Below are 13,793 nucleotides of genomic sequence, written 5' to 3' on the forward strand. Positions count from 1 at the left end.
CCCAAAAGAGGGAAAATTATGACCATCTTTTTCGCAATTATCCTGTATATCGCAGGATTCTATCTGCTCGCCAGACGAACGGTTGCCGGGGCAGTTGCCCCGCGTAACAGAATAACGTTTCTGGCAGTACTGTTCCTTGTATACTCCTGCATTGCGGCCGGCTTTGCAATTTGGGCTTATCAATGGCGAAACCCCGGACTGGCAATGTATGCGATCTGCCTGCTTTTTTCGCTGATAGAGATCGGAATGATATTTTTGACGCTTTCCCACTGCAACCGTGAGATACAATCTCGACATGTTATCCTCTTTTTGTTATATCTTTTCGCAATCCTGCTGGTGACGCTGGTCACCCGCAGGCCACGGGCAGATGTAGTTCTGCAAACGGAGATGTTTGCCTCTGTAAAGGAGTTCATGGTCAAAGGCACAGTCGAGGATCTGAACCACATGGTCCTGAACATTGTAATGTTTATGCCGCTGGGATATCTGTTTGTGCAAATGCATCCCCAAAAGCTGGGAGATCCCGCAAAGGTCGTAGGTGTTGGCATAATGCTCTCGTCTGTCATTGAAACCTGTCAGCTGATATTCCGGCTGGGTAACTGCGATATGGATGATATCCTGGCCAATACCATTGGTATCTTTCTGGGATGGGCACTATTTAAAATAGTTCACAGACACAACTGATGAAACAACAAACGGGTGCAGAGATGAAGCAGAAAACATGTAGGATCATCATCAATGCCGATGACTTTGGACAAACCGAATCGTGTACAAAAGCAATTTATGAAGCATTTGAGAGTGGTCTTATTACAGATACGACCATGGTAGCAAATGGAGACGCAATGGAGCTTGCTTTTGCACTGGCTTCCCAAATGCAAGGCAGGGTCGGGGTTCATTTGAATCTGACAGAAGGAACTGCTCTAACGCCGGAAATACAGCAAAACCCAAAGTTTGTTTCGCATGGCCGTTTTACAGATTATTTCAAAGGGCGAGGCACCTATTTTCTCCGCCTTTCCAAAAAAGATCGGCAGGATCTTTATACTGAATTGACAGCACAGGTCGATCGGCTCATAGATGAGGGAATCGAAATCAGTCATGTGGATTCGCACCATCACATCCACTGCAATTGGATGCTTGCACCTATTATTTTTCGTGTATGCCGAGAGCACAGCATCTATAGGATACGATGTCACAAAAATGTCGCAGGACGATTCAGATTGTGGAATGGGTTGTACGCGCGGCTCTACCGGTTTCGGCTCCGATGGAGTGGTTTCCGATTCCCAGATCATTTTGAGAGCATTCGGATGTACGAAAAACCGCTTGCCGGCATTTCGGAAATGATGGTACATCCAGACTATAACCCGGACGGCTTATTGATCGACCGTCAGAAAAAAGAACATCTCCCGGATGGCCAAATCATCGCACAAGGGCAAGATCTGGAAAGTCTGGTTCGGAAGCATTCAGGAAATGCACAGAAAATCAAATATGACCTACTTTGAAAAAGCAAAGTAAGGAGGAGATTATATGTTGCTATCTGAAAAATTGATGGCCCGAAAAGCAGTGCTGGCAGTTGTTGGCCTTGGTTATGTAGGATTACCCATTGCTGTGGCATTTGCGCAAAAAGGCCTGAATGTGATCGGTTTTGATACAAACCACGCAAAAATAGAGATATACCTCTCTGGGTTGGATCCTACAAAAGAAGTGGGAGATGTACAGATCCAGCAGACATCCGTGCAGTTTACCGCAGACGAACAGCAGCTGCAGCAGGCGGATTTTGTTGTGGTGGCAGTACCTACACCGGTAAATTTTGACCATACACCGGATCTGACTCCTGTAATCGGTGCTTCCGAGATTATAGGCCGAAATCTGAAGAAGGGTGCAATTGTAGTATATGAATCCACAGTCTATCCGGGTTGCACTGAAAACGTCTGCATCCCGATTTTGGAAAAAGGATCCAAAATGGTCTGCGGAACAGATTTCAAGGTGGGTTACAGCCCGGAGCGCATAAACCCCGGCGATAAAGTCCACCGTCTGGAAAATATCCATAAAATCGTTTCCGGCATGGACGATGCCACCTGCAGAGAGATTCAAGCGGTTTACAACCTTGTGATCAAGGTGGGAACTTATCCGGTGTCAAACATCCGTACTGCAGAAGCGATCAAGGTCGTGGAGAATAGCCAGCGGGATATCAACATTGCCTTTATGAACGAACTGGCAATGGTATTCGATCGAATGAACATCGATACAAATGAAGTAGTAGATGGCATGAACACCAAGTGGAATTCATTGGGATTCCGGCCAGGTCTGGTGGGCGGTCATTGCATTGGTGTAGATCCCTATTATTTTACATACGAAGCAGAAAAACTTGGCTATCACAGCCAGATTATTCTGAATGGACGCATTCTCAACGACAAAATGGGTGCTTACATTGCAGATAAGGCAATACAGCAGATGATTCTGGCCGGGCAGACTCCAAAGACAGCAAAAGTAGTCGTTTTAGGACTGACTTTCAAAGAGGGTTGCCCGGATATACGCAATACCAAAGTAGTTGACATCATAAAACGACTAGGCAATTATGGGATCCAGCCGACTGTTGTGGATCCATGGGCAAGTGCAGAGGAAGCAAAGAAGTTTTACAATGTGGAGCTGGTTCCTTTTGCTGAGATTCGGGATGCAGACTGCATCATTGCCGCGGTTGCACACGAACAGTTCCGTAAGCTGTCTGTAGACGAGCTGAAAGCCTTGTATAAAGATATCCCGAATGAGAAGAAAGTATTGATCGATGTCAAAGGCATTTATGCCGTACCGGAGCTGAAAGCATCTGGAATACGGTTCTGGCGGCTATAATTTTGCAGGAAAGGAGAGCGCTCCGTTCGCAGCACAAGTTGTGGGCAGCAGCACAGCATTCATGAAACAAAAAAGTGAACTTGCACAGTTTCGGACGGAGATTCTTATTGTATTCATTTTTCTTGGCAGCATCGGCTTTCCGGGGACCTACCGAAAGATCTTCGGTGCATTTGTGCAAACGTTGTACGAATACCTCTCCTTTCTGCTGCAGATTGCGATCATGCTGCGGTCCAGTGGAGAGAACATCATGGATGTTAGACTTCTGGATATAAAACCGCGCTATTCGCCAATTTATCAATTCATGGTGTTTGTCTTTGCTGAGTCCATGCTTGTAACCACTACCCGCAGTGCACAACTGGTTACCTGCCTACGGCTTTCGGTGACGATCCTGTTTTCCATCTGGCTGGTAGAAAACCTTTCCCTGCATCGCATCATAAAACTTTTTTCCTTTGCACAGGTACTTTTGAATCTGGCCATTATCGGAATCATTGTTTTACGACCTGGTCTTGCATTTCAGTCCGGTGATACCTTCTCTCATGCACTCCGGGGCGTATACGAGGCCAAAAACGCGATGGCTTCGGAGCTTGCCTTTGGACTTGTGATCCTATCACTTTATGTCATAGATGAAGCAAAGGAAAAAAATAGATTTTCAGCGTTTTGGCTGGCAGCGATGGCGCTGCAGATCATTCTGCTGCTGATGGCCAAGGCAACCGGCGCATTGCTCATCTCTGTGATGATTGCTCTGTATCATTTTGTGTTTGGAAAGCTGCAGGATCTGCGTCTTCCGCTGGGCTGGATCTACGTGATATGCAGTGTTGGTTTTTTGATTTTTGCCTTTACAATTCTGCCGCTTTTTGCTCCTTTGCTGGAAAGCATGGGCAAGGATGCAACACTGACCGGAAGAACAGAACTCTGGAACGGCATTTACCGCTTTATGCAGCAGCACAATATGCTTACCGGATTTGGCTATGGCCAATTCTGGAACGGTCAGGCAAATGTGCGAAAACTGCATCTGATGTATAACCGAAAATCCTACTTCAGTAGAATGTCCACTGGTGCGCATAATCAAATCATGGAGCTTTGGCTGAACATCGGCCTGCTGGGCATCGCTTCATATTTTCTGGCGATCATTGGCTCTATGCGCTTCGTCAAATACATGAAACAAGATGAGTATATGAAACTGAGCTCGATCTTTTTCTATCTGACCCTTTGCGGGCTGACCGAGCGGATCTTTGAAAATGCCTATGCGTACCGTGTTGTAATGTTTTTTATTTTGCTTGCTGTTGCGTGCAGTTGGCTTCCTGATCGTAAACTGCTTCGGAGAAGAAAAACCTATGAACAAGAACCCGTTGATAACGGTGATCGTACCGATTTATAACGTTGAAGCATATCTGGAACAGTGCATTCGTTCTGTTCTGGAGCAGTCTTATGGAGAATTCGAGCTGATTCTGGTGGATGACGGCTCAAAGGACAAAAGCGGACAAATCGTAGATCAAATGGCCGCAACGGATTCACGCATCGTGCCGCTCCACCAGAAAAATCAGGGCGTTGCCGCAGCAAGAAATACCGGACTGGAATGCAGCCGTGGAGTATATGTGGCATTTTTGGACGGAGATGACTGGTATCATCCAGATTTTCTCCGTATGATGAACGCTGCAATGGAAGATGGTGCGTGCCAGTTAGCTTCCTGTGCTTTTAAGGCTGTTGGTACAGAGCATCCTCCTCAGGTAAAAACGCTTTCTGCGGCAATCGTGAACCGTCAGAAGGCGATGCAGCTGCTGATGGGCTACAACAGTTTTAATGGCTATGTGTGGAACAAACTATTTGACTTGCAGATCATTCAGAACCATCACATTCGCTTCCAGTCAAACTATCCTGCATGTGAGGATACGATGTTTGTAGGAAACTATCTCTACTACTGCAGCAGAATCCACATCACTGAAGATGTACTGCACTGCTACCGACAGGTCCGCAGCGGCGCAAACCGCGGACGCTATGCGGCAAAAACGGTCTATGATCCAAAATGGATGAGCGTTTTTGAAATGACGGAATACATGGCAAAGCTGTACCATGATGAAGCAGTGTCTGCAGCCTGCCGGATCCATGAGGTTCGGGAAGCCGGGATCGTCCTTCGCTCTATGGAGGCGGCAGGCTACCATGGCGCAGATTATGTCCGGCTGAAAGGCATTCTTCATAGGGGAGCGCATTTGTTTTATCAGGATCCCAATTCTGGATATTCCCAAAAGCTCTCGGTGTTTTTGTCTTGCATTTCCCCAAAGCTGGAATGGGTGATATGGAAGTTGAGAAATCGGAAGTAAAAAACAAAACTGTGGGGGAGTATATGAAGCTTGGAATTATCTGCACCATGATCAATGGATTTGGGCGGCGTGGTTATTATAATACACAAGAAATCGGCTTGGGGCGAGAACTGGAACGGCAAGGCCATGAGGTCACCATTTATAAATGCGTTAAAAAAACAGGCGGCGAGTCCATAGAACGTGTAAAATTGGGGAACACACTGTCCATTTTGTACATTCCCGTTTCGTCTTTTGGCGCGCACGGCTGCTTGGATACTGCGGTGCTATCCACAGATCTGGATGCCGTTCTCTGTTTTGCAGATAATCAGATATTTCTTCCGCACATTTACCGTTTCTGTGCACGGCATGAAATTCGGATGGTGCCGTACATAGGCAGAACGCACAGCAGCAGCGGCGGGGTGCATGGATTTGCAATGAACGCTCTTTTTCATCTGGGAACTCTGCGCTGGTTCCGGCGGGGGCCGGCAATTTCTAAAATTGAAGAAGTGCGTCAGGAGCTTCTGCAACTGGGCGTAAAAGATGTAAAAGTCGCTCCGGTGGGATTAGATTTTTCAGTGATGAAATCGGATTTTGCGGCGTATGACCGTGCCGCACTGCGCCGGGAATTCGGACTGCTGCCGGAAGACATGGTAATTTGTACTGTGGGAAGAATGGGACCTGAAAAAAATCCGCTGGATCTGGTGGAGATCTATCAGCAAGTCCGAGAACAAAAGCCTTGCAAGCTGCTTTTGGTGGGCGAAGGAACTCAAAGTGAAGATCTGAAAACTAAAATTGCAGCCAGCAAATGGAAAAGCGATATCGTTCTGATCGACCGTATCCCGAATGATCAGATTTGGAAAGTCTACGCAACAGCTGATTACTTTGTAAACCTCTGCCGGACAGAAATCTTTGGAATGGCAATTCTGGAAGCGATGTACTATGGCGTCTCCGTTGCCGCACTGGCAGCGCCCGGGCCTTCGGTGACATTGCGTGATATGCCGGGGCACAAATTGTGCAGCAGTTACGAAGAGATTCGAGACTGGCTGCTGGCCGAGCATCCTGCACAAGAGCAGCTGCGTGAGAGCGCGGCAAGGACAGTACAGCTCTACAACTGGAAACCATGCGCCGACACATTCCTGTCTATGGCTGTGGGAGGGACAAATGAACATTCTGGTCATCACAACATTTTATCCTCATCCAGAGCGTAACGATCTGTTGCGGGATACTTCGGCCATCCATTACATTGCGCGGGAATGGGTGCAGCAGGGTCATCAGGTAACTGTGCTGCACTGCTACGGGCATTACTTCCGGGAACTGATCAAAGAACTGGGAAAGCACGATTTCCGACAGTATGGTAAGGTACAAGAATGTCCGGAGAATGAAGGCGTCAAAGTGCTGCTGATAGAAAATCAGTTCTGGCTCCGGAACGCCAAATGGTATCTCCCGTTCCAACAGCGAAGGATTGCAAAGGCCATCAATCACTATTTTCATGAAAAGCAACCGAATTACCAGCCAGATGTATTATTGGTGCATTTTCCCACAAACTACGTTGGCATTGTAGAGCGTCTGGATTTTTCGTGCAAAAAGGCTGCGGTATTCCATAAAACCGATGTGGCAACCGTGAACGCAAAACCGTGGGTCTGCCCGCGCATTCAAAACACCTATGATCTGCTGGGAGCACGCACCGGCCAACTGCAGAAAAAACTTGCAAAGTCCGGTATAAAGACCTCCTTTCTTGCTCAATCGGGTATTGATGAATCTCTGATCATGACGGATGCAGCGTTTCAGAAAAAATGGTCAGCAGAGGTGCATCCAATAAAAATCGTTTATGCAGGCAATCTTGTCAGAGACAAAAAAGTGGATGCGATCTTGGCAGCGCTTGGCAGCTGGAAAGACCGGATTCCCTTTGAATTCACGGTAATTGGTGATGGCATTTGTATGCCTTCCTGCATCAAATTGGCGCAGACACTGGGCATTGCGGGTTCCTGCAGGTTTACGGGCAGAATGACAAGAGAAAAAACGCTTGCCGAATTCCGGAAAGCAGATGTATTTGTGATGATCAGCCGCTTGGAAACTCTTGGATTGGTGTATTTGGAAGCGATGTCACAAGGGTGCATTGTAATCGGCTCGAAAAATGAAGGAATTGATGGCATCATTGTGGACCAAAAAAACGGTTATCTGGTGGAATCCGGAAATGCAGAGGAACTACGGATGCGCTTGGAATACATTGCAGCAGCTTCAGAGGACGAAAAAAAGTCCATTGCATACGCCGGTGTGCAGACCATTCGGCAAATGACCAGCAAAAAAACTGCAGAGCAGTATCTGGATCAGGTACTTGGGACTCCTGCCGAAAAAGCAGCTGGTTCTCCGCAGAAAGGATGAACGATCTACGAAGAAAACGAACGTCGTAACTAACATCTTTTACCAGATTTCCTATGAACTGTTTGCCATGCTGCTCCCCCTGTTCACAGCACCGTTTATTTCTCGGATACTGGGTGCAGATATGCTTGGCGTTTATTCCTATTCCCGCACCTTAGCTACCTACTTTGGTTTGTTTGGAATGCTGGGGGTCAAGAATTACGGAAACCGTGAGATTTCCCGGCATCGAGATGACAAGGATTTAAACCTCTGGTTCTGGAGCATTTACGCCGTGCAATTTTTCGCATCGCTGGCAATGCTTGTCCTTTACATAGGTTATACCATCTTCTTTGTCGTTGACAATCAGGTTATTGCGGCAGTGCAGTCCATCCTGATCGTAGATTCGATGCTGGACATCAGCTGGTTTCTGTTTGGAATGGAGCAGTTCAAAAAGACCACCACCTGCAGCACGATCGTTAAGCTTCTGACCACGACAGCAGTATTTTTGCTGGTCCGGGAACCCGGAGATCTGTTGGAATACTGCCTGATCATGGGTGGCGGTGTTTTTATCAATCAGTTCATGCTGTGGTATTACGCCCGGCAAGCCATCGGCAAACCTGTCTTTAACCTAAAAAGATCTTTGGCTCATGGAAAACCAATGCTGATCCTGTTTATTCCGGTCATTGCAGTCAGTCTGTACACGATGATGGATAAGCTCATGCTGGGAGCGATGAGCACTAAGGCGCAGCTTGGATTTTATGAAGCCGCAGAGAAAATCATTCTCTGCGCCAGCTCGGTAATCACAGCCTTTGGTACGGTGATGATGCCACGCATGACCAAGTTGTTTTCCGATGGAAATGTGAGAGAAAGCCAGCGCTATATGAAGCTTTCCGTAGAAGCGGTCATGGCCAGTTCCTTTGCAATCTCGCTTGGAATCCTTAGCGTTTCACGCCTTTTTGCACCGATTTTCTGGGGTAAAGACTTTGCATCCTGTGCTTATATTCTGAGTGCGCTGGCTCTATCTATTCCATTTTCAGGATTCGCCAACGTAATACGGATGCAGTATCTGATTCCAAACGGAATGGATCGTGCCTATATCATTTCGGTGATCTTAGGTGCAGTATCTAATCTGGTTGCAAATTCGCTGCTGATTTCGATTTATGGTGCACTGGGCGCTGCCCTTGGTACAGTAATCGCGGAGGGTATTGTATGCATTGCCCAGTGTTTTGCAGTAAGAAAGCGGATTGCTCTCCAGAAATACCTAAACTGTATCGTTCCCTTTGGCGTTGCCGGCCTTATAATGGCAGCAGCGGTTCGGGTGATAGATCATGTCGCAATCGTTACGATTCCATGGTTATTGATAGAAATTTTTGTGGGCAGCATCGTTTATTGTAGCCTGTCGCTGCTCTATTTGTACTATACCCGAAACGAACTTCTGATAGCGGGAATTCAAAAGTTCAGCAAAAGATAAAACGGCACGTTCTTGGCACGTTCTTATAGATAACAACTACAAAACGATAAAGGTTATACAAAATGAAAAAAACACGGTTGCTGAACACCTATGTCAACAATATCACAATGGACGAAGCGGTGGATTTTTTGCTGCAAAAGATACGGAAACGTGACCCAGCCTATGTGATAGAGATCAATGTAGATGTCGTGGTAAAAATGGAGCACGATCCAGAGCTTCGGCATATCTCAGATGACGCGGACCTGACCCTTGTGGATGGTCAACCGCTGCTTTGGATCGCTCGGTGGTATGGCCGCCCCCTGAAAATGAAGGTGTCAGGATCAGACCTTGTGCCAGCACTGTTAAAGAGTGCAGCAAGAGAGGGGCGTTCGGTTTTTGTGTTAGGCGGCAGGGAGGATGTAGCGCGCAAGGCGGCAGAAAACATCCAGACCGATTACCCCAATTTAGTGGTAGCAGGAGAGCTCTCGCCCAGTATGGGATTTGAGAATGACCCAGAGGAGCTTGCAAAGATTCAAGCTGTACTGCAAACGGCAAAACCGGATATTTTGCTGGCCTGTTTTGGCTGTCCAAAACAGGAAAAATGGGTCAGTCGATATTATAGGGACTGTGGTGCTGGGGTCACGCTCTGTGCAGGCGCTACAGTGGATTTTCTTGCAGGCAATATCAAACGTGCTCCTAAGATGCTTAGCAACCATGGTTTTGAGTGGCTTTACCGCTTTTTCAAGGAGCCGAAGCGGCTGTTTCATCGGTACTTTGTAGATGATATGCATATCTTCCGTCTGGCATGGAAGTACAGAAAGGAACGGGAATGAAATGATCATTACTAAAACGCCATTCCGAATGTCCTTTTTTGGCGGCGGAACCGATATGGAAAGTTTTTTTCGCCAGTATGGCGGAGCAGTGCTGTCAACAACCTTTGACAAATACTGTTACGTCAATGTCCGGCATCTGCCGCCATTCTTTTCGTATACCAGTGAGTTTTCTTATTCCAAAATAGAGCGCGTAAATAATTTGGATGAGATTGCGCATCCAGCAATTCGCAATGCCATGAAATTACTGGATATGCATCAGATTCGCCTGACCTATGAGGCCGACCTTCCGGCACGATCCGGTCTGGGGACATCCAGTTCATTTGCCGTAGGAATGCTGAATGCATTTTATGCTCTTAAGGGGCAATATGCCAGCAAGCAGAAACTGGCAGCTGATGCCATTTATCTGGAACGAGTGCTCTGCGCGGAAACCGGCGGTTGGCAGGACCAGATTGCCGCATCTTTTGGCGGCTTCAACCGGATCAACTTCAGCACAGATGGATATGAGGTAAAACCGGTACTACTGTCTCAGGAGCGCAAAAAGCGACTGAACGGAAATCTAATGATGTTCTTTACCGGTTTCACCCGTTTTTCTGCAGATGTTCAGCAATTCAACTGCAGCCACAGCGCAGCAAACAAAACAGCGTTATTGAGAGAAATGATGGCTCTCGTAGATGATGCTGAGGCAATTTTGGTGAACGAGCAGGCGGACTTGGACGAGTTTGGCCGTCTACTGGATCATACATGGCAGCTGAAACGCCATACCGGCGCAGCTGTATCCACCGACTGTATCGATGAACTGTATGCCAAAGGTATGGCGGCAGGCGCACTTGGCGGCAAGCTTCTGGGTGCGGGCGGTGGTGGCTTTCTGGTTTTTTATGTGCAGCCAGAATATCAGGCTGCCGTGCACGAGGCTATGCGCGATCTTCTCTATATCCCGTTCAGCTTTGAAAATGGCGGGACACGTGTCATTTATTATGCGCCAGAGGAGGAAGTGCTATGAAAGCTGTGATTATGGCCGGCGGCCGCGGCACCCGAATTGCAGCGTTGTCGAAAGATTTGCCTAAGCCGATGCTGCCTATTGATGGCCGCCCTATACTGGAATGGGAGCTGGGATCCCTGCGGGAGCAGGGTTTCACCGAGGTACTGATTACGGTCGGGTATTTGGCACCGGCTATTATGGATTATTTTGGTGATGGCAGCGGCTGCTCCCCACAGACTGGCAAACCGTTTGGTATTCACATCGAATATTTTGTGGAAACAGAACCTCTGGGCAACGCAGGAGCGCTGTTCCGCATCCGGGATAAACTGGATAAGGATTTTCTACTTCTGAACGGAGATGTGATGTTTGACATAGACCTGCGGCGCTTTGCGGCATTCCATAAGGCACACTGCGGGCTGGCAACACTGTTTACCCACCCAAACGGGCATCCGTATGACAGCGGCTTGATCATAGCCGACGGCGATCAACGGGTAACACAATGGCTGACCAAAGAAGATGCTCGTCCGCAGTATTATCGCAACAGGGTCAATGCAGGGTTGCATATCCTCAACCCAGAATTGTTGCAAGGAGAGATCCCGGTGGGAAAGGTAGATTTGGATCGTCAAATCCTGAAACCGCTGGCAGGGACTGGAAAGTTGGTTTGCTATGACAGCCCGGAGTATGTCAAGGATATGGGGACCCCGGAACGCTATGCGGCGGTCTGTGCAGATGTGCACAGTGGCCGTGCGGCAGCGCGAAATCTATGCCGGAAGCAAAAAGCAGTCTTTCTGGATCGAGACGGAACCATCAACCGCTATGTCGGTTTTTTGCGGGAGCCAGATGCATTTGAGCTGTTGCCGGGTTCAGCGCAGGCGATTCGGAAAATCAACGAACTGGGCTGGCTTGCTATTGTGGTGACCAACCAACCGGTGATCGCACGCGGCGAGGTGACGGAGGCTCAATTGGAAGCCATCCATTGTAAAATGGAAACGCTTCTGGGCAAGGAAGGTGCCTGGCTGGATGCCATTTATTACTGTCCACACCACCCGGACAAGGGATTCCCGGGGGAGAGGGCAGAACTAAAAATCCACTGCAGCTGCCGTAAACCCGCACCGGGAATGCTGATGGAGGCAGCGCGGCGATTCAATATTGACTTAGCATCTTCATGGATCGTTGGTGATGGAAGCCGTGATATTCAGGCGGGAAAGAACGCGGGCTGCAAAACGGCACTGCTCTGTGCGGATGTAGTGCCGCCAAAACTTGAACAAGATTGGACGGCCACATCGCTGTACAACTTTGTAGGACAGGTCCTGTGTGGAAAAAAGGAGCTCTGACATCATGAAACAGACAGATCGGGCTGAAAAACATTTGGATCTTTTGCTGCAGCGCTACCCAATTCTAACCGTGCAGAAAGAAGAGATTCGAAAAGCGTATCAGGTCATGGCCGCAACCTATGAGGCCGGTGGCAAACTTCTAATCGCAGGCAACGGCGGCTCTGCTGCCGATGCAGAACATATTGTAGGCGAACTGATGAAACGCTTTAAGAAGCCCCGCAAGCTAGACGCAGCGCTCGCAGAACGACTGCTGCAGGAAAGCCCTGAACTTGGCCCGGAGCTTGTACAAAATCTGCAAAAAGCACTGCCGGCTATCGCGTTGGATGGACACCTAGCGCTTTCCACTGCCTATGCCAATGACTGTGCACCATTGATGTGCTTTGCGCAACAGGTCAATGGATACGGCAAAGCAGGAGATGTTCTACTTGCGATTTCTACTAGCGGAAAAAGCAAAAATATCCTGTATGCATCTGTAACCGCTCGCGCCATCGGGATGAAAGTAATCGGCCTGACGGGTGCGGCAGACAGTCCTCTAATTCCACTGTGCGACGTCTGTATCCGGGCACCGCTGCTGGAAACTTATCAAATTCAAGAACTGCATCTTCCCATTTATCATTGCTTGTGCCTGATGTTGGAAGAGCATTTTTTTTGCGAGTAAGTACATTTTCTCGGAGCACGAGGCTGTTGCAAAATACAGCGCTCGTCATTTTGAAGATATTACGCGATACAACGCACCGGAAAAGCGTTTTGCAAAAAACGCGCAGCCTGCGCCCGTCAGATGCAGTTCAAGGGTTTGGGATTTCCCAACAAGCATTTTGCATTTGGGCTTTGAAAAATCCAATTCAAAAATCGCAAGTTGGTACCAACTTGCACTGCTTGCAGCGAATGCGAACGCCTTTTGAATTGCAAAATGATTTTTCAGTTGCTATACTGGGCTTATCAAAATTTTTCGGGAGGACACCGCAGTGACCGCACAGACAATGCAAATCGGGAACAGACCTTGCCGCATTTACGGCGAAGCCCATGCAGAATACCTACTGCTCCAAATGACCGGCGAGCACGAGCTGCAGAGCATGGACCATGAAGTGGCAATGATCGCGCAAAGCAGCCGGAATTTTCTGTTTGCGGCAATTCCCGTGGAAAGCTGGAACGATGCACTTTCTCCGTGGGAAGCCCCTGCTGTGTGGGGAAAGCAGGGGTTTGGCGGTAAGGCTGCGGACACCCTGCGCTTTCTGACAGAGCAGGTCATCCCCACACTGGAGCAGCAGTTTGAACTCTCGAAAAACGTCAAAATCATTCTGGGTGGCTATTCGCTGGCGGGATTGTTTGCACTGTGGGCATCCACTCAGACAAAGCTGTTCTACGGTGTCGCCGCCGCATCGCCTTCTGTGTGGTTTCCGGGCTGGATGGAGTTTGAACAGCGGCACCCGATACAGGCACAGCACATTTATCTGAGCCTTGGCAACAAGGAAGAGCGCACGAAAAACGCCGTCATGGCTGTGGTGGGCGATAACATCCGCACCCTGCTCAGTCGGCTTACAGAGCGTGGCGCAGACTGCACGCTTGAATGGAACAGCGGCGGGCATTTCAAAGACGCCGACCTGCGCACGGCGAAAGCCTTTCAGTGGACGATGGAGGAACACACATGACCATTCGCGTTTGCGAAGCAATGAACGCCCCAGTGGGGCGTTTAAGCGA

Annotated in this window: 13 protein-coding genes; all 13 read left to right on the top strand. The window is 48.5% G+C overall.

What is annotated here, in order from left to right; genetic code table 11:
• Positions 1-18 precede the first annotated feature (18 nt).
• On the top strand, positions 19-681 hold the full coding sequence (locus DXB44_RS09545) for a VanZ family protein (RefSeq protein WP_118658563.1): 663 nt from the start codon (positions 19-21) through the stop codon (positions 679-681).
• The gene (locus DXB44_RS09550) at positions 681-1,496 is read left to right on the top strand and encodes a ChbG/HpnK family deacetylase (protein WP_118658564.1); all 816 of its coding nucleotides are present in this window, start codon (positions 681-683) and stop codon (positions 1,494-1,496) included. Before DXB44_RS09545 ends, DXB44_RS09550 begins: the two co-directional genes overlap by 1 nt.
• Positions 1,497-1,521: 25 nt before the next feature.
• Positions 1,522-2,844 carry a nucleotide sugar dehydrogenase gene (locus tag DXB44_RS09555; protein ID WP_118658565.1) on the top strand — a complete coding sequence of 441 codons (1,323 nt, stop codon included), beginning with the start codon at positions 1,522-1,524 and terminating at the stop codon, positions 2,842-2,844.
• A gap of 61 nt (positions 2,845-2,905) precedes the next feature.
• The gene (locus tag DXB44_RS09560) at positions 2,906-4,222 is read left to right on the top strand and encodes an O-antigen ligase family protein (RefSeq protein ID WP_147366430.1); all 1,317 of its coding nucleotides are present in this window, start codon (positions 2,906-2,908) and stop codon (positions 4,220-4,222) included.
• On the top strand, positions 4,179-5,162 hold the full coding sequence (locus tag DXB44_RS09565; protein ID WP_118658567.1) for a glycosyltransferase family 2 protein: 984 nt from the start codon (positions 4,179-4,181) through the stop codon (positions 5,160-5,162). Before DXB44_RS09560 ends, DXB44_RS09565 begins: the two co-directional genes overlap by 44 nt.
• Complete coding sequence (locus DXB44_RS09570; protein ID WP_158581888.1) at positions 5,138-6,349, top strand: glycosyltransferase; 1,212 nt, start codon at positions 5,138-5,140, stop codon at positions 6,347-6,349. Before DXB44_RS09565 ends, DXB44_RS09570 begins: the two co-directional genes overlap by 25 nt.
• Positions 6,303-7,523, top strand: coding sequence for a glycosyltransferase (locus DXB44_RS09575; protein ID WP_118658569.1), 1,221 nt, complete (start codon positions 6,303-6,305; stop codon positions 7,521-7,523). Before DXB44_RS09570 ends, DXB44_RS09575 begins: the two co-directional genes overlap by 47 nt.
• Positions 7,477-8,970, top strand: coding sequence for a flippase (locus DXB44_RS09580; protein WP_118658570.1), 1,494 nt, complete (start codon positions 7,477-7,479; stop codon positions 8,968-8,970). The genes DXB44_RS09575 and DXB44_RS09580 overlap by 47 nt, the downstream gene beginning before the upstream one ends.
• Before the next feature lie 62 nt (positions 8,971-9,032).
• Positions 9,033-9,782, top strand: coding sequence for a WecB/TagA/CpsF family glycosyltransferase (locus tag DXB44_RS09585; RefSeq protein WP_118658571.1), 750 nt, complete (start codon positions 9,033-9,035; stop codon positions 9,780-9,782).
• 1 nt (position 9,783) lies between these two features.
• Positions 9,784-10,782, top strand: a complete 999-nt coding sequence (locus tag DXB44_RS09590; protein WP_118658572.1) for a kinase — start codon at positions 9,784-9,786, stop codon at positions 10,780-10,782.
• Positions 10,779-12,095, top strand: a complete 1,317-nt coding sequence (locus DXB44_RS09595; RefSeq protein WP_118658573.1) for an HAD-IIIA family hydrolase — start codon at positions 10,779-10,781, stop codon at positions 12,093-12,095. The genes DXB44_RS09590 and DXB44_RS09595 overlap by 4 nt, the downstream gene beginning before the upstream one ends.
• A gap of 4 nt (positions 12,096-12,099) precedes the next feature.
• Entirely contained in the window at positions 12,100-12,753 is a 654-nt protein-coding gene (locus DXB44_RS09600; RefSeq protein ID WP_097779446.1) for an SIS domain-containing protein, read from the top strand.
• 322 nt (positions 12,754-13,075) lie between these two features.
• Positions 13,076-13,744, top strand: a complete 669-nt coding sequence (locus tag DXB44_RS09605) for an alpha/beta hydrolase-fold protein (RefSeq protein WP_118658629.1) — start codon at positions 13,076-13,078, stop codon at positions 13,742-13,744.
• The last annotated feature ends 49 nt before the right edge of the window (positions 13,745-13,793 follow it).

The sequence above is a fragment of the Faecalibacterium sp. OM04-11BH genome (assembly GCF_003482185.1).
Classification (GTDB): Bacteria; Bacillota; Clostridia; order Oscillospirales; family Ruminococcaceae; genus Faecalibacterium; species Faecalibacterium tardum.

What these genes read in the sequence shown, in the direction of transcription:
- DXB44_RS09600 (WP_097779446.1), top strand. Translation starts at nt 12,100, where the DNA reads ATGAAACAGACAGATCGGGCTGAAAAACATTTGGATCTTTTGCTGCAG.
- DXB44_RS09590 (WP_118658572.1), top strand. Translation starts at nt 9,784, where the DNA reads ATGATCATTACTAAAACGCCATTCCGAATGTCCTTTTTTGGCGGCGGA.
- DXB44_RS09545 (WP_118658563.1), top strand. Translation starts at nt 19, where the DNA reads ATGACCATCTTTTTCGCAATTATCCTGTATATCGCAGGATTCTATCTG.
- DXB44_RS09605 (WP_118658629.1), top strand. Translation starts at nt 13,076, where the DNA reads ATGCAAATCGGGAACAGACCTTGCCGCATTTACGGCGAAGCCCATGCA.
- DXB44_RS09560 (WP_147366430.1), top strand. Translation starts at nt 2,906, where the DNA reads ATGAAACAAAAAAGTGAACTTGCACAGTTTCGGACGGAGATTCTTATT.
- DXB44_RS09585 (WP_118658571.1), top strand. Translation starts at nt 9,033, where the DNA reads ATGAAAAAAACACGGTTGCTGAACACCTATGTCAACAATATCACAATG.
- DXB44_RS09595 (WP_118658573.1), top strand. Translation starts at nt 10,779, where the DNA reads ATGAAAGCTGTGATTATGGCCGGCGGCCGCGGCACCCGAATTGCAGCG.
- DXB44_RS09550 (WP_118658564.1), top strand. Translation starts at nt 681, where the DNA reads ATGAAACAACAAACGGGTGCAGAGATGAAGCAGAAAACATGTAGGATC.
- DXB44_RS09570 (WP_158581888.1), top strand. Translation starts at nt 5,138, where the DNA reads ATGGAAGTTGAGAAATCGGAAGTAAAAAACAAAACTGTGGGGGAGTAT.
- DXB44_RS09555 (WP_118658565.1), top strand. Translation starts at nt 1,522, where the DNA reads ATGTTGCTATCTGAAAAATTGATGGCCCGAAAAGCAGTGCTGGCAGTT.
- DXB44_RS09565 (WP_118658567.1), top strand. Translation starts at nt 4,179, where the DNA reads ATGAACAAGAACCCGTTGATAACGGTGATCGTACCGATTTATAACGTT.
- DXB44_RS09575 (WP_118658569.1), top strand. Translation starts at nt 6,303, where the DNA reads ATGAACATTCTGGTCATCACAACATTTTATCCTCATCCAGAGCGTAAC.